The following is an 18,995-nucleotide window of genomic DNA, read 5'->3' as shown; positions in this document are numbered from 1 at the left end:
TACCGTTCACCGATGCGATATGTCCCCTGGTGGGTCCTCTTCTCCTCGGTGTGCGCCCCGATCCTGCTCGTCGGCGGCTGGTCGGTCTCGGCGGAGCTGGAGGGACCCCGTTACGACCCTGCCTCGACCACCATCAGCATCCTCGCCGCCGACGGGACGCGCGGGTACTGGGTGATGACGACGGCCCTGGTCGCGCTGGGCGTCTGCCATGTGGTCACCGCCTGCGGGCTGCGGCCCGCCGCGCCCTTCGGCCGGCTGGCCCTGGCGGGCGGCGGGCTCTCCGCGATGCTGCTGGCGTTCTTCCCCGCACCGGTCAGCGGCGGATCCTTCGCGCACGGGGTCGTGGTGACGGTGGGGTTCTCGCTGCTGGCGCTGTGGCCGGTACTGGCGGCGCGACGGGAGGCGCAGCGCCCGCCGGGCCGGCTGGTCCCGGTCTCCGGAGGAACCGTGCCGTGGGGCCTGCGGCCCGGTCCCTCCGTGGGTGCGACCACCTTGATGTGGCTGGGCGGGGGGTGGTTCCTGCTCGCCCTCTTCGTACTCGACATCGCGGGGGCGGCCGAGCGTGTCATCACGTTCGTCCAGTCGTTCTGGCCCCTGGTCGTGGTCCTCTCCTGCGCCCGGCGGATCGGCGGCCAGGAGCCCGGCCGTTGACCTGGGGCGCGGCGGTCGCCGCGGGTGTCCGGAACCCCTCCGCCCGAACAGAGGGTGAATCGATTCAACGTGCGGCGGGGCACGGCCCCGGGCCGTGTCCGGCTCCCCGCGCCGACCCGGCAACGCCCGCTCCGCCCGCTCCGCCCGCTCCGCCCCTGGTCAGCGCGGGATGAGGGTCGACTGACGCACGACCAACTCCGGTTGGAGGACGACGTGTTCGTGCCGGTGGGCGAAGGCCTCCTCGGCCGACTCCCGGAGCAGCAGCTCGGTGGCCCGCGCGCCGATGGTCAGTGCGGGCTGGCGCACCGAGGTGAGCGGGACCGTCGCCGCCGCGGCGAACTCGATGTCGTCGTACCCGACGATCGCCAGGTCTTCGGGGACCCGGACCCCGGCCGTGTACAGGGACTGCAGCACCCCCAGCGCCAGCAGGTCGTTGGCGCAGAAGACACCGGTGGGACGCTGGGCGAGGCCCAGCAGCCGGGCTCCGGCGTCGCGTCCCGCCGCGACGTCGAGACGCGCGGCGGGGACCTCCCGCATCGCCTCGGGAGGGAGGCCGGCCTCGGCGAGCGCGGCGAGGGCTCCGGTGCGCCGGTCCCGTACCTGGTTCAGGTGGTCCGGCCCGCTGACGTAGGCGAGGGACCGGTGTCCCGCCGCCGTCAGGTGACGGACCGCCAGGGCGCCGCCCGCGACGTCGTCGACGGAGACGGAGCAGCCGTCGTCGTCCCCGGCCACGCGGTCCACGAGGACGAAGGGGATGCCGTGGCGCCGGAACTCCCGGAGGTTGCTTCCGTCGGAGTCGGCCGGAGTCACCAGCACTCCGCGGACGCGCTGTTCGGCGAAGAGGCCGAGGTAATCCGCCTCGTCCTTCGGGTTCTGGTCGCTGTTGCAGACCATGACCCCCAGGCCGGCGGCCCGGGCCGCGCGTTCGGCTCCCCGGGCGATGTCGACGAAGAAGGGGTTGCCCATGTCGAGGACGAGCAGCGCCATGATGCGGCTTCGGCCGGCCCGGAGTTGCCGGGCGTGCTCGCTGCGTACGTATCCCAGGTCCGCGATGACCCGTTTCACGTGCTTCCGGGTCTCCTCGGACACGCGTTCCGGCTGGTTGATCACGTTGGAGACGGTGCCCACCGAGACGCCCGCCTCGCGTGCCACGTCCTTGATGCTCACCGCTCTTGCGGCTGCCGCCACCGGTCCCACCCGATCCTTCGTTTCGCGTTCTCCCCTCCTGGCGGTGTCCCGCCGGGAGGGCCACCCGGTCCTCAGACGAGGTGGAAGACCTCCGTGAGCGGCCGCATGGCCGCGTCGGGTGCCTGTCCGTCAAGTGCCTCGAAGAAGTCCGCCATCTCCGCCTGCCAGCGGGCGTTCACCTCGGTGGCGTCCATGGCGGCGCGGGCCTTCTCGAAGTCGGGGGTCTCCAGGTAGCCGACCAGCAGCCCGTCCTCGCGCAGGAAGAGCGAGTAGTTGTGCCAGCCCGCCCCGGTGAGAGCGGCCCGCATCTCGGCCCAGACGGGCTGGTGCCGGCGGCGGTACTCCTCGATCCGCTCGGCCCGGACCTTCAGCAGGAAGCAGACGCGCTGCACGGTGACGCCTTTCTCGGACGGGGGTGGGGCCGCCCCGACGGACGGTCGCGGCCCCACGGTCGGTGCGGGGATCAGAACTGGAACTGGTCGATGTTGTCCTTGGTGAAGACGGTCGGCGCGCCGAGCGAGACGACGCCGTCCTTGCCGATGGTGAACGACCCGAGGTCGCCGGCCTTGAAGGTCTCGCCCTCCGCGCCGGTGATCTGCCCCGACTGCAGGGCGACGGCCGTGTGGGCGGCGAGAGCGCCGAGCTTCGCCGGGTCCCACAGCTCGAAGCCGTCGACGGTGCCGTTCTTGACGTACGCGCGCATGTCGTTGGGCGTGCCCAGGCCGGTCAGCTTGACCTTGCCCTTGTACTTGGAGCCGGACAGGTACTGGGCGGCGGCCTTGATGCCGACGGTGGTGGGCGAGACGATGCCCTTGAGGTTCGGGTGCTCCTGGAGGAGGCCCTGGGTCTGCTGGAAGGACTTCTGCGCGTCGTCGTCGCCGTAGGCGGTCTTGACGAGCTTGATGTCCTTGTACTCCGGCTTCTTCAGCTCGTCCTTCATGAAGTCGATCCAGGTGTTCTGGTTGGTGGCCGTCTGGGCCGCCGAGAGGATCGCGATCTCGCCCTTGCCGCCGATCTGCTTCGCCAGCAGCTGGATCTGGGTGCGGCCGAGGTCCTCGGCGCTGGCCTGGGAGACGAAGACCTGGCGGCAGTCGGCCTGCGTGTCGGAGTCGTACGTGACGACGCTGACGCCGTTCTTCATGGCCTGCTTGAGGGAGGTGCACAGGGCGCCCGGGTCCTGGGCGGACACGGCGATGGCGTTGACCTGCTGCTGGGTGAGGGTGTTGACGTAGCTCACCTGGCCGGAGGTGTCGGTGCCGCTGCTGGTGCCGACCTCCTTGTACGTGGAGCCGAGCTCTTCCAGGGCCTTCTTGCCGCCGTTGTCCGAGGTGGTGAAGTAGGGGTTGTTGACCTGCTTGGGCAGGAAGGCGACCGTGAGGCCCTTCTTGGTGGCGCTGTTGGGGTCGGCCTTGCCGGTGGCGGCGGCCGGGCCGGCCTCCTTGCTCGCGGAGTCCTTGGTGGTGCCCGAGCAGGCGGCGGCGCCGAGGGCGAGGGCGGCGGCGGTGGCGAGGGCGGCGGTCAGCCGGACGCTTCTGGCGGTGGCGGAGAACATGGCGGTTTCCTTTCGCTGCCGCGAGCGGCAGGGGATGCCGGGCGGTTGCCCGACGGTGACGGGGTGCGCAGGGCTGAGTACGCCCGGGACGGCGAGGGCGTATGGACGTGCGTGGGTGAGGTGCGGGAGGGTCAGGAGGTGCCGGGCGCGGGCGTGGCGGCCGTTCTCCTGCGGGCCCGCGCCTGGGCGACCTGGCGGCCGACCCGGGGAGCCAGGACGGAGATCACCAGCAGGACGCCGGTGACGACGATCTGGGACTGGGCGGAGACGTTGACCAGGCTCATGACGTTCTGCAGGGTGCCGAGCAGCAGCACACCGGCGATGGCGCCGCCGAGCGTGCCCTTGCCGCCGTCGAAGTCGATGCCGCCGAGCAGCACGGCGGCGATGACGGAGAGTTCGAGCCCGGTGGCGTTGTCGTAGCGGGCGCTGGCGTAGTGCAGGGCCCAGAACACGCCGGTGAGCGAGGAGATCACGCCGGTGGTCACGAACATCGAGAGCTTGAGGCGCTTGACGCGGATGCCGGCGAACCGGGCCGCGTCCTCGCTGGAGCCGGTGGCGAAGAGCGAGCGGCCGACCGGTGTGGCGTGCAGGACGAGTACGGCCACGACGAGGAGGACGACGAAGGGGATGGCGGCGTACGGGACGAAGGTGTCGCCGATCCGGCCGGCGCCGAAGTCGAGGTACTGGGTGGGGAAGTCGGTGACCGAGTCGGAGCCGAGGATGATCTGCGCGATGCCCCGGTAGGCCGCCATGGTGCCGATGGTCACGGCGAGCGAGGGCAGTCCGAGCCGGGTGACGAGCAGTCCGTTGACCAGGCCGCAGACGACGCCGAGCACCAGGCAGAGCGGGATGATCGTCTCGATCGCCATGCCGTTGTTCCAGAGCGCCCCCATCACGGCCCCCGAGAGACCCGCGGTGGAGCCGACGGAGAGGTCGACCTCGCCGGAGACGACCAGCATGGTCATGGGCAGGGCGATGAGCGCGATCGGCAGGGTGTTGCCGATGAGGAACGACAGGTTCAGCGCGTTGCCGAAGTTGTCGACGAACGAGAACGAACAGATCAGCAGGGTCAGCAGCAGCGCACCGACCGCGGTGTCCCAGCGGACCGCCTGGCCGAGGCGGGCGAGGGCCGGGGGCTGGGCCGAGGCGTTCTTGATGGTGTCAGACATGGCGGGCGCTCCTCATCTGTGCGGCCTTCTTGCGCAGCCCGGCGGCTACCCGCAGGGCCAGGATGCGGTCTGCGGCGATCGCGAGCAGCAGCAGGATGCCGTTGATCGCGGTGACCCAGACGGAGCTGACGCCGATGGCCGGGAGCACGCTGTTGATGGAGGTGAGCAGGAGGGCGCCGAGGGCGGCTCCGTAGACCGTGCCGGATCCCCCGGTGAAGGCGACGCCGCCGACGACGACGGCGCTGACGACGGTGAGTTCGTACCCGTTGCCGGTGGCGGAGTCGACGTTGCCGAAGCGGGCGAGGTAGAGCGCGCCGGCGAGTCCGGCGAGCGCGCCGCAGAGCACGTACGCCGTCATGATCCGGGCCCGGACCGGGATGCCGGCGAGCCGGGCGGCCTCGGGGCTGGAGCCGAGCGCGTAGAGGTCGCGTCCGCTGTGGTAGCTGCGCAGGTAGTAGGCGACCGCGACCAGCACGACGACGGCGAGCAGGGCGAGGTAGGGCAGCACCCAGATCCCGTCGTGCCCGAAGCCGACGAAGCCGTCGGGCAGGGCGTCGGCGGTGATCTGGCGGGAGCCGACCCAGATGGAGTCGATGCCGCGGACGATGTAGAGGGTGCCGAGGGTGACGACGAGTGCGGGCACCTTGCCGAGGCTGACCAGGGCGCCGTTGAGGACGCCGAAGAGCACGCCGAGGGCGATCGCGATCAGGACCGCGATCAGGGGGCTGCCGCCGTCCTGGAGGTAGAGGCCCGCACCGAAGGCGGAGATGCCGAGGACCGAACCGACGGAGAGGTCCACGTTGCGGGTGATGACCACCACCGCCTGGCCGACCGCGACGAGGACCAGGATGGTCGCGTTCAGCATCAGGTCCTTGATGCCCTGTTCGGACAGGAACTCGGTGTTGGTCAGCTGGGTAACGCCGAGCATCACGACGAGGACGAGGGCGACGGCCAGTTCGCGGGCCTTGAACACCTTGTCGACAAGTCGTCGCGAGGCGACGGACTGGGGTGCGGGCTCGTGCCGCACCGGCTCTGCAGCCATGGTCATGCCGCGTTCCTTCCTCGGGCGGCGCGGCCGGTCGCCGCCGCCATCACGGTCTCCTCGGTCGCCTCGGACCGGGGGATCTCGGCGGTCAGCCGTCCTTCGTGCATCACCAGCACCCGGTCGGCCATGCCGAGGATCTCCGGGAGGTCGGAGGAGATCATCAGCACCGCCACGCCCTCGGCCGCCAGGGAGGAGAGCAGCCGGTGCACCTCGGCCTTGGTGCCGACGTCGATGCCCCGGGTGGGTTCGTCCACGATCAGCACCTGCGGGCGGGTCGCCAGCCACTTGGCGAGGACGACCTTCTGCTGGTTGCCGCCGGAGAGGGTCCCGACGACGTCGGCGAGGCGGGCGTACTTGACCTGGAGCTTGACCGCCCAGTCGACCGCCCGGTCGCGTTCGGCGCCGCGGTTCATCAGTCCGGCGCGGGTGGTCTCGGCGAAGCCGGTGAGGCCGATGTTGCGTTCGATGGACATGTCCATCACCAGGCCCTGGGCCCGGCGGTCCTCGGGTACGAGGGCGAGGCCGGCGGCCATCGCCAGGCTCGGGGCTCCGGGGTTCAGCTTCTTGCCGAGGACCTCGACCTCGCCGCCGTCGAAGCGGTCGACGCCGAACACGGCGCGGGCCACCTCGCTGCGTCCGGCGCCGACCAGTCCCGCGAGGCCGACGATCTCGCCGCGGCGCACGTCGAAGGAGACATCGGTGAAGACGCCTTCGCGGGTCAGCCGACGCACGCTGAGGGCGACTTCGCCGATCTCGGTGACCTGCTTCGGGTAGAGCTCGTCCAGATCGCGGCCGACCATGCGGCGGACCAGGTCGTCCTCGCTCAGACCGTCGAGCGGTTCGCTGGAGATCCAGGCGCCGTCGCGAAGGGTCGTGACACGCTGGCAGAGCGCGAAGATCTCTTCGAGGCGGTGCGAGATGAACAGCACCGCGGCGCCCTGCGCGCGGAGCGCCCCTACGACGCCGAACAGCCGGGCGACCTCGCTGCCGGTGAGCGCGGCGGTCGGTTCGTCCATGATCAGGACGCGGGCGTCGAAGGACAACGCCTTGGCGATCTCGACCAGTTGCTGGTCGGCGATGGAGAGGCCGCGGGCCGGCTGGTCGGGGTCGAGGTCGACGCCGAGGCGGGCGAAGAGGTCGGCCGCCGCCTGCTTGACCGCACGGTGGTCGACCCGGCCGAGGGAGCGGCGGGGCTGGCGGCCCACGAAGATGTTCTCCGCGACGGACAGGTCCGGGAAGAGAGTCGGCTCCTGATAGATCACCGCGACTCCCGCGTCGCGGGCGTCGGCCGGACCGTGGAACTCGACGGGCTCGCCGTCCAGCAGGACGGTGCCCGCGTCGGGGCGGTGCACGCCGGCGAGTGCCTTGATCAGGGTCGACTTTCCGGCGCCGTTCTCGCCGGCGAGGGCGTGCGCCTCTCCGGCGTACAGCCGCAGCGACACGCCACGCAGGGCCCGGACGGCACCGAAGGACTTGCTCACCCCCTCCAGTGCGAGCACCGGAGTCGTCTCCGGTTCGGGGTGCGTCATGGATTTCTCCCGTGCTTGTGTCGGACGGCAGGCCCGACATGAAATGTTTCAGTGGAGTTGCCGGGAAGCTAGCCCCGCCCCGTCGAACACGTCAAGGGGTGTTCCGCGCCGAACACCACGAAACATCCCGCACAGTCGGTGGCTCCACCAACCCTCGGGCCTGCACTGCGCATGCGGGAGCAGCGAGGCAGTTGCGGCCAGAGCGAAGACACGATCCGGTAACGCGCCGGCCACCTCGCCGGAACTCTTGACGACCCTCACGCGGGCGACTAACTTCTCCCACACAATGAATCGATTCATTGCATTCTTCCCGGCGGCTGCTGCTCGGGCCGCCCGCACATCCCGAGGTGGACATGCCTGACATCGCCGCAGTGAAGGCCGCACTCACCAGCCAGCGGATCGAGACACCGTCCTGGGGCTACGGCAACTCAGGTACGCGTTTCAAGGTGTTCGCGCAGGCCGGCGTGCCCCGGAACCCGTACGAGAAGCTCGACGACGCGGCGAAGGTCCACGAGTTCACCGGGATCGCGCCCGTGGTGTCCCTGCACATTCCGTGGGACCGGGTCGACGACTTCGGCGCCCTGGCCGCGTACGCCGAGGAGCGCGGCCTGGAGCTGGGTGCGATCAACTCCAACACCTTCCAGGACGACGACTACAAGCTCGGCAGCGTCTGCCACCCGGACGCGAAGGTCCGCGCCAAGGCCCTGGGCCATCTGCTGGAGTGCGTCGACATCATGGACGCGACCGGCTCGAAGGATCTGAAGCTCTGGTTCGCGGACGGCACCAACTACCCCGGCCAGGACGACATCGCGGGCCGTCAGGACCGGCTGGCCGAGTCGCTGGCCGCGGTGTACGAACGCCTCGGCGACGACCAGCGGCTGCTGCTGGAGTACAAGTTCTTCGAGCCCGCCTTCTACACGACGGACGTTCCCGACTGGGGCACCGCGTACGCGCACTGCCTCAAGCTGGGACCGAAGGCGCAGGTCGTCGTGGACACCGGGCACCACGCCCCGGGCACCAACATCGAGTTCATCGTCGCGACGCTGCTGCGCGAGAGGAAGCTCGGCGCCTTCGACTTCAACTCCCGCTTCTACGCCGATGACGATCTGATGGTCGGCTCGGCGGACCCCTTCCAGCTCTTCCGGATCATGCACGAGGTGGTCAAGAACGGCGGGCTGGATCCCGAGACCAACGTCAACTTCATGCTCGACCAGTGCCACAACATCGAGGCGAAGATCCCGGCCGTCATCCGCTCGGTGACGAACGTCCAGGAGGCGACGGCCAAGGCCCTGCTCGTCGACACGGACGCGCTGACCGCCGCCCAGCGCGCCGGGGACGTACTCGGCTCCAACGAGGTACTGATGGACGCCTACAACACCGATGTACGCCCCCTCCTGCGCGAACTCCGTGAGGAGCAGGGCCTCGCACCCGACCCGGTCGCCGCCTACCGCACGTCCGGCTGGCAGGAGAAGGTCGCGGCCGACCGCGTCGGCGGCGATCAGGCCGGCTGGGGAGCCTGACACACGCCGCAAGGCCGTGTCCGACCAACCCCTCCCGCTGTCCCGCACCCCCAGATCCCGAAGGATTCCTGCCATGGCCTCCGCCATCCACACCACGGCCGCCGCGCTGATCGCACGTTCCCGCCGTCTCGGCTCCGACCCGCGCAACACCAACTACGCGGGCGGCAACACCTCCGCGAAGGGCACCGGGACCGACCCGGCGACCGGCGCCGACGTCGAACTCCTCTGGGTCAAGGGGTCCGGCGGCGACCTCGGCACCCTCACCGAATCCGGCCTGGCCGCGCTCCGGCTGGACCGGCTGCTCTCCCTCAAGGACGTCTACCCGGGGGTCGAGCGCGAGGACGAGATGGTCGCCGCCTTCGACTACTGCCTGCACGGCAGGGGCGGTGCGGCCCCCTCCATCGACACCGCCATGCACGGCCTGGTCGACGCCGCGCACGTGGACCACCTCCACCCGGACTCGGGCATCGCCCTGGCCTGCGCCTCGGACGGCGAAAAGCTGACCGCCGACTGCTTCGGCGACAAGGTCGTCTGGGTGCCCTGGCGCCGCCCCGGTTTCCAGCTCGGACTGGACATCGCCGCGATCAAGGAAGCGAACCCGCGGGCCGTCGGCTGTATCCTCGGCGGCCACGGCATCACCGCCTGGGGCGACACCTCCGAGGAGTGCGAGGCCAACTCGCTCTTCATCATCCGCACCGCCGAGGAGTACCTCGCGCGCAAGGGCAAGGCCGAACCCTTCGGCCCGGTACTCCCCGGGTACGAGCCGCTGCCCGAGGCCGAGCGCCGGGAGCGCGCCGCCGCCCTGGCCCCGGTGATCCGCGGCCTGGCCTCCCAGGACCGCCCGCAGGTCGGCCACTTCGACGACACCGGGGCCGTACTGGACTTCGTGTCCCGGGCCGAACACCCCCGGCTCGCCGCATTCGGCACCTCCTGCCCCGACCACTTCCTCCGTACCAAGGTGCGCCCGCTGGTCCTGGACCTGCCGGCCGACGCCCCGCTGGACGAGGCGGTCGCACGGCTGAAGGAACTGCACCAGGAGTACCGGGCGGAGTACCGCGCCTACTACGACCGGCACGCCACCGCCGACTCCCCCGCCCTGCGCGGTGCCGACCCGGCGATCGTGCTGGTGCCGGGCGTCGGCATGTTCTCCTTCGGGAAGGACAAGCAGACCGCCCGGGTGGCCGGGGAGTTCTATCTCAACGCCGTCAACGTGATGCGCGGCGCCGAGGCGGTCTCCACCTACGCCCCCATCGAGGAGTCGGAGAAGTTCCGCATCGAGTACTGGGCGCTGGAGGAGGCCAAGCTCCAGCGGATGCCGAAGCCGAAGCCGCTCGCCACCCGGGTCGCGCTCGTCACGGGTGCCGGCAGCGGCATCGGCAAGGCCGTCGCGCACCGTCTCGTCGCCGAGGGCGCCTGCGTCGTCGTCGCCGACCTGAACGCGGAGACCGCCGCGGCCGTCGCCGAGGAACTGGGCGGCCCCGACAAGGCGGTCGCCGTCACGGTGAACGTCACCTCCGAGGAGGAGATCACCGAGGCGTTCAAGGCCGCCGCGCTCGCCTTCGGCGGCGTGGACCTGGTCGTCAACAACGCCGGGATCTCCATCTCCAAGCCGCTCCTGGAGACCACGGCCAAGGACTGGGACCTCCAGCACGACATCATGGCCCGCGGCTCGTTCCTCGTCTCGCGCGAAGCCGCCCGGGTGATGACCGCGCAAGGGCTCGGCGGCGACATCGTGTACATCGCTTCCAAGAACGCCGTCTTCGCCGGACCGAACAACATCGCCTACTCCGCCACCAAGGCGGACCAGGCCCACCAGGTCCGGCTGCTCGCGGCCGAACTCGGCGAACACGGCATCCGCGTCAACGGCGTCAACCCCGACGGGGTCGTCCGGGGCTCGGGCATCTTCGCCGCGGGCTGGGGCGCCCAGCGTGCCGCGACCTACGGCATCGAGGAGGAGAAGCTCGGCGAGTTCTACGCCCAGCGCACCCTCCTCAAGCGCGAGGTGCTTCCCGAGCACGTCGCCAACGCGGTCTTCGCGCTCACCGGCGGCGACCTCACCCACACCACCGGGCTCCACGTCCCGGTCGACGCGGGAGTGGCAGCGGCTTTCCTGCGCTGACGAGCGGCCGGGGGTGTCCGCCGGGCTCCGGCCGGACATCCCCGGCATCCGTCCCCTGCTCCCCACACGCTTCCTGCTCGTTTCCCCTCGCTCACCTGATCCACGATCAGCCGTTCGCCGCGGAGGCAATTCCCGTGACCACGACACCGCCCTCCTCGGCCTTCCGTTCCGCGTTCGCCGCGGTCGACCTCGGCGCCACCAGCGGACGGGTGATCCTGGGCCGGGTCGGCCCGGACAATCTCGACCTCACCGAGGTGCACCGCTTCCCCAACACTCCGGTGCATCTGCCGGACGGACTGCGCTGGGACGTCCTCGCCCTCTTCCAGGGCGTGCTCGACGGGCTGCGCGAGGCGGCCAGGTCCGGCGGCATCAGCTCCATCGGCGTGGACACCTGGGCCGTGGACTACGGGCTCCTCGACGCGGACGGCGCCCTCCTCGGCTCGCCCCACCACTACCGGGACACCCGCACCGACGGTGTGGCAGAGCGGGTGTGGGCCACGGTCGGGCCCGAGGAGCTGTACCGGATCACGGGGCTCCAGCACCTGCCGTTCAACACCGTGTTCCAGCTCGCCTCCGCCGCCGGGAGCGCCCAGCTGGGGGCCGCGCGCACGCTGCTCCTCGTGCCCGACCTGCTCGTCCACTGGCTGACCGGCTCCGTGGGCGCCGAGGAGACCAACGCCTCCACCACCGGGCTCCTCGACGCCCGCACCGGCGGCTGGTCCGAGGACATCCTCGAACCGCTCGGGATCGACCCCGCTCTGCTGCCCGTGCTGCGGGCGCCCGGCGACCCGGCCGGCACGCTCCTGCCGCATGTCGCCGCGTACACCGGTCTGGACCCGCGTACCCCGGTGACCACCGTCGCCTCGCACGACACCGCGTCCGCCGTCGCCGCCGTCCCGGCCACCGGGCCGGACTTCGCGTACATCTCCTGCGGCACCTGGTCGCTCGCGGGCCTCGAACTCGACGCGCCGGTACTGACGGAGGCGTCCCGGGCCGCCAACTTCACCAACGAGCGCGGTATCGACGGCACCATCCGCTATCTGCGGAACATCATGGGCATGTGGCTGTTCGAGGAGTGCCGGCGCACCTGGGAGCAGCAGGGGCTGCCCACGCACATCCCCACCCTGCTCGCCGAGGCCGCCCGCGCGACGCCGTTCGCCTCGCTCATCGACCCGGACGCCCCCGCGTTCATGGCCCCCGGCGACATGCCCGGCCGTATCCAGGAGTACTGCCGCCGCACCGGCCAGCCCGTCCCCGACGGCCAGGGGCCGCTGGTCCGCTGCATCCTGGAGAGCCTCGCGCTGGCCCACCGGCGTACGCTGCGTCAGGCCGCCGAGCTGGCCGGCCGCGACCTCACCCGTGTCCACCTCGTCGGCGGGGGCTCGCGCAACGACCTGCTCTGCCAGCTCACCGCCGACGCCACCGGACTTCCCGTCGTCGCCGGGCCCACCGAGGCCACCGCGCTCGGCAACATCCTCGTCCAGGCCAGGTCCGCCGGACTCGTCGGAGACCTCGCGTCGATGCGCCGCCTCGTCGCCGCCACCCAGCATCTGCGGCACTACCGCCCCCGGGGCGACGCGGCCGCCTGGGACGCGGCCGCCGCCCGGCTGGACGGCGGCGGCGCCGGCGTGTGACCCCTCGTCCCACGCCGTGCACGGCGGAGTCGGCGCAGGCCGGCCGGAGCGCGGGGCCGCCGGGCAGTTCGCCTTCCGGGCGACGGCCTCGCAGCGGGACCGCTCAGCCGATCCGGGCGGCCAGGATCGCGATGTCGTCCGTCTTGCCCTTGCCGAAGGTGTCCAGCAGGGTGTCGCAGAGCTCTTCCAGCTCCGGCGAGGAGGCCGCGAGGGTGCGGTCCAGCGCGGCCATGCTGTCGTCGAGGTCTTCGCCCGGGACTTCGATCAGCCCGTCCGTCAGCAACAGCAGCGTCGATCCCGCGGGCACCTCATGGGGTACGGCAGGGGCGTGCGGAAGGCTGAGTCCGAGCAGCGGGCCGTGTTCTGTGAGGTAGCGGGTGGAGCCGTCGGGGTGTCGCAACAGCGGTGGGATGTGGCCCGCGTTGGCGATGTGCACCCGCCGGCCGCCCGGCTCCACCAGCACCAGGCAGACGGTGACGGTGATGGACGGCCTCAGGCGGACGAGCAGGGCGTCCAGCCGGGTGAGCAGGGTCTGCGGATCGTGGCCCTCGATGGCGTACGCGCGCAGGGCGTGGCGTACCTCGCCCATGATCATGGCGGCCTTGAGGGAGTGTCCGGCCACGTCTCCGATGGCCAGGAGCAGACCGGCCGGGGTCTCGATGGCCTCGTAGAAGTCGCCGCCGATCTCCGCGAGGTCGGCGGCCGGTTCGTAGCGGACGGCCATGTCCACACCCGGCACGTCGGGCAGCCGGTCCGGCAGGAACGTGCGCTGGAGCGCCAGTACGAGGGCGTGTTCCTCGCTGTGGCTGCGCAGCGCCTCCAGGGCCAGGGCACACGCCTGGGCCAGCTGGGAGAGCAGCTCGCGGTCGTCGGCGCCGACGAGTGTCGAGGCGTCGACGGCGAGCGCGACCGGCGGGCGGCCCCGCTTGGTGCGGGCCAGGACCAGCGCCACCCGGTCGGGGAAGACGTCGGAGTGGCTGTTTCCGTCCCGGCAGGCGGCTTCCTTCCACTCGGCGCCCGACAGGACGGCGATCTCCGTGCCGGTGCCGTCACCGAGGGCTTTCTCCGACAGGAGGTCCAGCAGGCGGAGGTCGCCGTGCGCGAGGGCGGCCGGCGGCTCTCCGGCGCCTCGGGGGCGGCCGGTCTGCCGCGGCACCAGGTAGACGGTCTGGCCGTCGGGGCTGAGGGCGACGGCCACGGCGGGCGAGTACATCAGCGCGGCGGCTCCGGCCGCCGCCGCGTGGGTGAAGGACTCGCCGTCCCTCGCCGCGTACACGGCGAGGGTGCTGCTGTTCAGCGCGGCGACCCGGGTCGCGAGCCGCTCGGCACGGCGGCGGGCGCGGGCGTACCGGAGCGCGGCGGTGACGGTCGCCAGGAGTTCGTCCGGGGCGATCGGTTCGGTGAGGTAGGCGTCGGCGCCCCGGTGCAGCCCCTGGGTGCGGTCGCTCACCTCGATCGCCGTGGCGGAGACGTGGATGACGGGCAGATGGGCGGTCCGGGGGTCGGCCTTGATCTGCTCGCACACCTCGAATCCGCTCATGTCCGGCAGTTTCACGTCGACGATCGCGAGTTCGGGCAGCAGTGCGTCGGGGGACTTCGCGAGCAGCGCGAGGCCTTCGGTACCGTCGGCGGCCTCCACGACCGTGTGTCCGGCGCGGCGCAGCCAACTTCCCACGATGTAACGATTGGTGTCGTTGTCGTCGAGGACCATGACCGTGGCGACCGCGCTGTCCGCGTGGGGAAAGGGACTCATCCCGTGCCGCTCCCTTCGGCCCCGTGGGGAAGTTCGTCCGGGGCCGGGGTCTGCTCCGGGAAGGTCCCGAACGCGTCGGCCAGCCGGGCCAGGTCCAGCGTCGACTTGTCGAGGACGGCCCGTGCGTGGCTCAGACGTTCGTGGTCGAGCGTCTCGTCGGCGGCCGAGGTGATGACGGTCACCGGGATGCCGGACAGGTCGCTGTCGCCCGCGAGTTCCGCCAGTACGTCGTAGCCGTCCATGTCGGGCATGTGCAGGTCGAGCAGGACCGCGTCCGGGTGTTCGCGGCGGATCGTGTCGGCCGCCCGGCCGCCCTCGCCCACCTCGACGACGCGGTCGGCGAGTCGCGCGAGTACGGGACGCAGGGTGCTGCGGAAGACCTCGTCGTCGTCGACGGTGACGAGGAGCGCCAGCTGTGCGGGGGCGAGGTGCCCGGCGTGCGCGGTACGGGCTCCGGGCGGAGCGGCGGGAAGCCGCACGGTGACCTCGGTGCCCTGTCCCGGGGTGCTGACGAGGACGAGGCTGCCGCCGAGGAGCTCGGTGAGGCGCCGCGCGTAGGGCAGCCCGAGTCCGGTCCCGGAGCGGCCGCGCTGGTGCGCTCCGCGCACCTGGTAGAACTCCTCGAACACCTGGTGCTGTTCCTCCGCCGGGATGCCGACACCGGTGTCGGTCACGGTGAACACGACCTCCGCGCCGTTTTCGCCGTTACCGGCCGCCACGTCGAGCCGGACGGTTCCCTCCTCGGTGAACTTGAGCGCGTTGGTCAGCAGGTTGCGCAGAACGCGGGTGAGCATGACCTCGTCGCTGACGAGGGTGGCGCCCGGGTGGGGGTCGGCCACCGAGAGCGTGACGCCTTCCCCGGTCGCGTACCCCCGCAGGGTGCCGTGGAGTTGACCGAGGGTGGCACGCAGGTCGACGGGCTCCCAGTGGGGTTCCAGGCGTCCGGATTCGGCCTTGGCGACGTCGAGCAGTTCGTCGACGAGGGCGAGGAGGGTGGCACCGGAGGCCGAGATCATCGAGATCCGCCTGCGCTGCTCCTCGTCGAGGCTCTCCCCGTCGATGTCGAGGAGCAGTCGGGCCAGGCCGACCACGGAGTTCACCGGGGCGCGCAGTTCGTGGCTGACGTTGGCCCAGAACCGGGTCTTCGCCTCGCTCGCGTCGCGCAGCTGACTCGACTTCTCTTCGAGTTCGGCATAGAGCGCCACCACGCCGCGGTTGGTCTCCTCGAGTTCCTCGGACAGTTCGGAGTAGAGGGCCACCACGCCCCGGTTGGTCTCCTCCAGCTCTTCGTTGAGGCGGCGGAGATCCTCGCGCTGGGCCCGTGACTCCTCCAGCGCGGCGATCAGGTCGATGGTCTGCGCACGGGCGTCCTCCAGCTCCGTCGGTCCCCGGTGCGCGACGAGAACGTCCTGGGCCCGCCGGAGGCTGTCGGGGGTGGTGGCGCCGGCCGAGAGCTGCTGCTCGATCGTCACCGCCCGTCCCACCGGGTCGTGCAGGGTCGGTACGAGCCGGGAGGCGGCCTCGATCGACTCGCGCCCCGGGCCCGGCCCGTCCCGCCAGAGAACGGCGACCCGCAGCACCGGGGACGCCCCCGGTACCGTGCCGAACGTGACCCTGAGTCCGGACGAGCCCAGGACGTCCCGGCCCAGTTCGCTGAGGGCGGTGGCGAGGCGTATCTGGTCCTGCCGTTCGACCCCCAGCGCTTCGGCGACCGCCTTGCCGCCGCGCCGGAGCACGAAGATGTCCTGCTCGGTGACGAGCGTGATGGTGGCCAGAGGGACGGCACCTCCGGCGGTGGGAAGCGTCACCACGCCCCCTTCGCGACCGCTACTCCGGCGTCGTCGCGGCGTACTCCGGCCTCGCGCAGCAGTTGGGCCGCGGCGACGAGCGGGGAGTGTGCCAGCAGGCCGGGCAGGGACGCCGGCTGCCAGCGCTCGGTCAGCCCGTCGGAGTGCATGATCACGCCGCTGCCGCGGGGCAGTTCCTGGCTGACCGTACGCAGGGTGGGGAGCTGGTGGCCGACGATGCCGGGCGCGGACAGCAGGGAGCGGCGGGTGTTCGTGGCCGGGTCGACGACGAAGGTACTGACGTTCCCCACCCCGCAGAAGGACAGGGTGCGCGCACCGGGTTCGATGCGCACGACGGCGACCGCTCCCCCGCGTCCGCCGCGCAGCGCCGTGTGGATCTCCCGGATCACGCCGTCCGGGGTCTGCGCGCGGCCGTCCCTGAAAGCGGTGACGGCGGCGTCGGCCGCACGGCCGGCCAGCGGCCCGTGGCCGAGGCCGTCGCAGAACATGAGCAGCAGCGCGGGATCGTCCGGCGACGGGTCGTCCCGCTGCTCCGCGCCCTTCGGTACGCGTGGCATCGCGGGCGCCGCCGGGGCGTCGGTGCGGGACCTGCCGAATCCGGTCAGCGCGGACCAGTCCAGGGCGTCGGGCATCTCCCGTGCGGCGGTTCGCCGTGCCGGCCGCGGCTCCGGGACCAGGACTCCGACGGGCCGGGCCGCCCAGGCGTCCCCGCATGCTTCTTCGCCGGTGATGGGCCGGGTGAGCCCCGCGACGACGGGCTCCCCCGCGGTCGCGGCCCGCCCGGCCGCCTCCTTCGTCCAGAAGCGGGCGGCCAGCACGGTTCCGCGTCCTGGCACGGAGTGGATGTCCACGGAGTCGGCGAGGCGTGTGATCGCGCCGAGACCGATGCCGAGCGTGCCGGCCGAGGACACGCCGTCGGTCAGCGAGTGGCTCACGTCGGCCATGCCCGGGCCCGCGTCGATGGTGACGACCTCGACGCCCGCGTCGTTCGCCGTACGTACCGCGCGCAGCAGCAGGGTGCCGTCCACGGCGTGCCTGTCCAGGTTGGTCGCCGCCTCGCTCACCGCGAGGGCGACCTCGGCGCAGCGCTGCTCGTCGAAGCCGAGCCGCCGCGCCAGGGTGGACGCGGCTCCTCTCGCGGCGGCCGGCAGGGAGTGGGGGTCGCGGAACCAGGCGATGTCCTGCGAGTCCAGCATGGGCAGGGTCAGCGGGCCCATTTGGTCACCGCGATCTGCGTGCCGCGGCCGACCTCGGTGTCCAGGGTGAAGTCGTCCACCAGCCGGCGTGCTCCGCTGAGGCCGAGGCCGAGACCGCCGCCGGAGGTCCATCCGTCGGTGAGCGCGAGGTCCAGGTCGGGAATGCCCGGCCCGGAGTCCTCGAATACGGCGGTCACGCCGAGGCGGCCGTTGCGGCGGACGAGTCCGGTGCGCATGACTCCGCCACCGCCGTACACCAGAGTGTTGCGGGCGAGTTCACTGGCGGCCGTGACCAGCTTCGTCTGGTCGACCAGCGACAGCTTGCACCGCTGGGCGAGGATGCGCACGAGTTGGCGGGCGCGGACCACGTCGTCGTTCGACGCGACCGGGACCGTCTCGTGCTCGCCCTCCGGGACGGACGGGAGCCCGCTCACGGCCGTGCCGGACGGCGGTGGTCCGAGCGGGCCAGGATGTCCAGCCCCTTCTCCAGGGTCAGGGCCGTGCGTACGCCGCCGAGTGACAGTCCCAGCTCGACCAGGGTGATGGCGACGGCCGGCCGCATGCCCACGACGACGGTCTCCGCGTCGAGCATCCGCGAGATGGCCGCCGTGGTGGCCAGCATCCTGCCCACGAAGGAGTCGACGATCTCCACCGCGGTGATGTCGATGACCACGCCGCTCGCGCCCGTGGCGACGATGCGGGCGGCGAGGTCGTCCTGCAGATCGAGGACGGTCTGGTCCTCCAGGTCCACCTGGATGGACACCAGGAGGACCTCGCCGATCTTCAGTACGGGTACGCGCTCGCTCACGCCCGGCCGCCCGAGGTGGCGAGGCCGTTGTCGGCCCGGCGCAGCGCGTGCTTCAGCGCGTCCGCGAGGGTCGCCTTGGTGACGATGTCGCCGAACTGGATGCCCAGCGCCACGATGGTCTGGGCGATCTGCGGGCGGATGCCGGAGATGGTGCACTCCGCGCCCATGAGCCGGGCGGCGACCACCGTCTTGAGCAGGTGCTGGGCGACCTCGGTGTCCACCGCGGGGACCCCGGTGATGTCGATGATGGCCTGGTCGGAGCCGGTGTCGACGAGCGTCTGCAGCAGCTTCTCCATCACCACCTGGGTGCGCGCCGAGTCGAGGGTGCCCACGAGCGGAACGGCGACGACGCCGTCCCACAGCTTGACGACCGGGGTGGAGAGTTCCATCAGCTGTTCGGACTGGGCGCTGATGATCTCCTCGCGCGCCTTGGCGTAGACCTCGATCGTGTACAGGCCGAGGGCGTCCAGGAGTTTGCCGAACCGCAGGTAGGCGTGAATGTCGGCGGCCGACGTGTCCACGGTCGGTGCGAGGAGCTCCTTGCAGGCGAAGACGCTGGTAGCCGTCTCCGTCGGGGTGAACCCCTGGCGGGCGCGGTTGCGCGACAGCTCGCCCAGGAGCGCGCGGACCTCGGCGAACTCCTCCGCGTGCGCGTCCAGACCGCCCCCGCGCATCGCCTCCACCAGAGCGGTGTACAGCTCGCGCAGTTCACGGTCCAGCTCGGCCAGCGAGACGCGCCCGCGCAGCGTGCGCGAGACCGACTCCACCCAGGCGGCCTCCAGCGATTCACGCTGCTCGGTGAGAAGCGTGACGATCCTCGCCGATATGTCTTGTTCCGCCACCACGGCGATCCCCTCCAGTTCCGTCCCGTCGATACGGGTCGTTCTTCGCAGCGTAAGCCATCGTTCCGCCGCTCCGGGCGTCGCCCGGCTTGCGCCAATTGCCACATTGCGGCTGCTCGTACGAGCACCGCTCGACGGAGGCTCGAACCGCCCTCCGCCCGATCGGGACCCGACGGGAAAC

The 18,995-nt window shown here is 71.6% G+C and carries 16 protein-coding genes; 4 read left to right on the top strand and 12 right to left on the bottom strand.

Going from position 1 to position 18,995, the window contains the following annotated elements; genetic code table 11:
- Nucleotides 1-12: 12 nt before the first annotated feature.
- Nucleotides 13-651 (top strand): DUF998 domain-containing protein, encoded by a 639-nt coding sequence (locus ACWCWD_RS00810; RefSeq protein WP_450769130.1) that lies wholly within the window; start codon nt 13-15, stop codon nt 649-651.
- Nucleotides 652-810: 159 nt separating this feature from the next.
- Here the strand turns inward: ACWCWD_RS00810 and ACWCWD_RS00805 are convergent, their stop codons facing one another.
- The 6 genes from ACWCWD_RS00805 to ACWCWD_RS00780 form a co-directional block, all read right to left on the bottom strand.
- Nucleotides 811-1,839, bottom strand: a complete 1,029-nt coding sequence (locus ACWCWD_RS00805; protein WP_450769128.1) for a LacI family DNA-binding transcriptional regulator — start codon at nt 1,837-1,839, stop codon at nt 811-813.
- A gap of 71 nt (nt 1,840-1,910) precedes the next feature.
- Nucleotides 1,911-2,231, bottom strand: a complete 321-nt coding sequence (locus ACWCWD_RS00800; RefSeq protein WP_450769126.1) for an L-rhamnose mutarotase — start codon at nt 2,229-2,231, stop codon at nt 1,911-1,913.
- A 71-nt stretch (nt 2,232-2,302) separates the two neighbouring features.
- Nucleotides 2,303-3,391, bottom strand: a complete 1,089-nt coding sequence (gene rhaS, locus ACWCWD_RS00795; protein ID WP_450769125.1) for a rhamnose ABC transporter substrate-binding protein — start codon at nt 3,389-3,391, stop codon at nt 2,303-2,305.
- 131 nt (nt 3,392-3,522) lie between these two features.
- Nucleotides 3,523-4,560 (bottom strand): ABC transporter permease, encoded by a 1,038-nt coding sequence (locus ACWCWD_RS00790; protein WP_450769123.1) that lies wholly within the window; start codon nt 4,558-4,560, stop codon nt 3,523-3,525.
- Nucleotides 4,553-5,602 carry an ABC transporter permease gene (locus tag ACWCWD_RS00785; protein ID WP_450769656.1) on the bottom strand — a complete coding sequence of 350 codons (1,050 nt, stop codon included), beginning with the start codon at nt 5,600-5,602 and terminating at the stop codon, nt 4,553-4,555. The genes ACWCWD_RS00790 and ACWCWD_RS00785 overlap by 8 nt, the downstream gene beginning before the upstream one ends.
- A 2-nt stretch (nt 5,603-5,604) precedes the next feature.
- Nucleotides 5,605-7,134 (bottom strand): sugar ABC transporter ATP-binding protein, encoded by a 1,530-nt coding sequence (locus tag ACWCWD_RS00780; RefSeq protein ID WP_450769121.1) that lies wholly within the window; start codon nt 7,132-7,134, stop codon nt 5,605-5,607.
- Between the two features lie 353 nt (nt 7,135-7,487).
- Here ACWCWD_RS00780 and rhaI point away from each other — a divergent pair, with 353 nt between their 5' ends.
- The 3 genes from rhaI to ACWCWD_RS00765 all read left to right on the top strand — a co-directional run bounded on the left by rhaI (nt 7,488) and on the right by ACWCWD_RS00765 (nt 12,407).
- The gene (gene rhaI, locus ACWCWD_RS00775; protein ID WP_450769120.1) at nt 7,488-8,654 is read left to right on the top strand and encodes an L-rhamnose isomerase; all 1,167 of its coding nucleotides are present in this window, start codon (nt 7,488-7,490) and stop codon (nt 8,652-8,654) included.
- Between the two features lie 73 nt (nt 8,655-8,727).
- The gene (locus tag ACWCWD_RS00770) at nt 8,728-10,773 is read left to right on the top strand and encodes a bifunctional aldolase/short-chain dehydrogenase (RefSeq protein WP_450769118.1); all 2,046 of its coding nucleotides are present in this window, start codon (nt 8,728-8,730) and stop codon (nt 10,771-10,773) included.
- A gap of 134 nt (nt 10,774-10,907) precedes the next feature.
- Nucleotides 10,908-12,407 carry a rhamnulokinase gene (locus ACWCWD_RS00765; RefSeq protein ID WP_450769117.1) on the top strand — a complete coding sequence of 500 codons (1,500 nt, stop codon included), beginning with the start codon at nt 10,908-10,910 and terminating at the stop codon, nt 12,405-12,407.
- A 103-nt stretch (nt 12,408-12,510) separates the two neighbouring features.
- On the opposite strand, the gene ACWCWD_RS00760 is transcribed toward ACWCWD_RS00765, so the two are convergent.
- From ACWCWD_RS00760 to ACWCWD_RS00735, 6 genes are read right to left on the bottom strand one after another with little or no spacing between them, the layout of a single operon-like run.
- A complete protein-coding gene (locus tag ACWCWD_RS00760; RefSeq protein WP_450769115.1) occupies nt 12,511-14,160 on the bottom strand; it encodes a SpoIIE family protein phosphatase in 1,650 nt (549 codons plus the stop codon).
- Nucleotides 14,157-15,968 (bottom strand): hybrid sensor histidine kinase/response regulator, encoded by a 1,812-nt coding sequence (locus ACWCWD_RS00755; RefSeq protein ID WP_450769113.1) that lies wholly within the window; start codon nt 15,966-15,968, stop codon nt 14,157-14,159. Before ACWCWD_RS00755 ends, ACWCWD_RS00760 begins: the two co-directional genes overlap by 4 nt.
- Nucleotides 15,965-17,185 (bottom strand): ATP-binding SpoIIE family protein phosphatase, encoded by a 1,221-nt coding sequence (locus tag ACWCWD_RS00750; RefSeq protein ID WP_450769111.1) that lies wholly within the window; start codon nt 17,183-17,185, stop codon nt 15,965-15,967. The genes ACWCWD_RS00755 and ACWCWD_RS00750 overlap by 4 nt, the downstream gene beginning before the upstream one ends.
- Nucleotides 17,173-17,598, bottom strand: a complete 426-nt coding sequence (locus tag ACWCWD_RS00745; protein WP_450769110.1) for an anti-sigma regulatory factor — start codon at nt 17,596-17,598, stop codon at nt 17,173-17,175. Before ACWCWD_RS00745 ends, ACWCWD_RS00750 begins: the two co-directional genes overlap by 13 nt.
- Entirely contained in the window at nt 17,595-17,972 is a 378-nt protein-coding gene (locus ACWCWD_RS00740; RefSeq protein WP_266714805.1) for an STAS domain-containing protein, read from the bottom strand. The genes ACWCWD_RS00745 and ACWCWD_RS00740 overlap by 4 nt, the downstream gene beginning before the upstream one ends.
- Nucleotides 17,969-18,814 carry an STAS domain-containing protein gene (locus ACWCWD_RS00735; protein ID WP_450769654.1) on the bottom strand — a complete coding sequence of 282 codons (846 nt, stop codon included), beginning with the start codon at nt 18,812-18,814 and terminating at the stop codon, nt 17,969-17,971. The genes ACWCWD_RS00740 and ACWCWD_RS00735 overlap by 4 nt, the downstream gene beginning before the upstream one ends.
- Nucleotides 18,815-18,995: the final 181 nt, after the last annotated feature.

The organism is Streptomyces sp. NPDC001493, assembly GCF_053597235.1.
The sequence above is the reverse complement of the archived record's forward strand: the minus strand, read 5'-3'. Positions and strand labels throughout refer to the sequence as shown.

Bases quoted from the DNA above. Each gene is read 5' to 3' on its own strand.
- ACWCWD_RS00750 (WP_450769111.1), bottom strand. From the start codon at position 17,185: ATGGGCCCGCTGACCCTGCCCATGCTGGACTCGCAGGACATCGCCTGG.
- ACWCWD_RS00810 (WP_450769130.1), top strand. From the start codon at position 13: ATGCGATATGTCCCCTGGTGGGTCCTCTTCTCCTCGGTGTGCGCCCCG.
- rhaI (WP_450769120.1), top strand. From the start codon at position 7,488: ATGCCTGACATCGCCGCAGTGAAGGCCGCACTCACCAGCCAGCGGATC.
- ACWCWD_RS00760 (WP_450769115.1), bottom strand. From the start codon at position 14,160: ATGAGTCCCTTTCCCCACGCGGACAGCGCGGTCGCCACGGTCATGGTC.
- ACWCWD_RS00770 (WP_450769118.1), top strand. From the start codon at position 8,728: ATGGCCTCCGCCATCCACACCACGGCCGCCGCGCTGATCGCACGTTCC.
- rhaS (WP_450769125.1), bottom strand. From the start codon at position 3,391: ATGTTCTCCGCCACCGCCAGAAGCGTCCGGCTGACCGCCGCCCTCGCC.
- ACWCWD_RS00780 (WP_450769121.1), bottom strand. From the start codon at position 7,134: ATGACGCACCCCGAACCGGAGACGACTCCGGTGCTCGCACTGGAGGGG.
- ACWCWD_RS00790 (WP_450769123.1), bottom strand. From the start codon at position 4,560: ATGTCTGACACCATCAAGAACGCCTCGGCCCAGCCCCCGGCCCTCGCC.
- ACWCWD_RS00785 (WP_450769656.1), bottom strand. From the start codon at position 5,602: ATGGCTGCAGAGCCGGTGCGGCACGAGCCCGCACCCCAGTCCGTCGCC.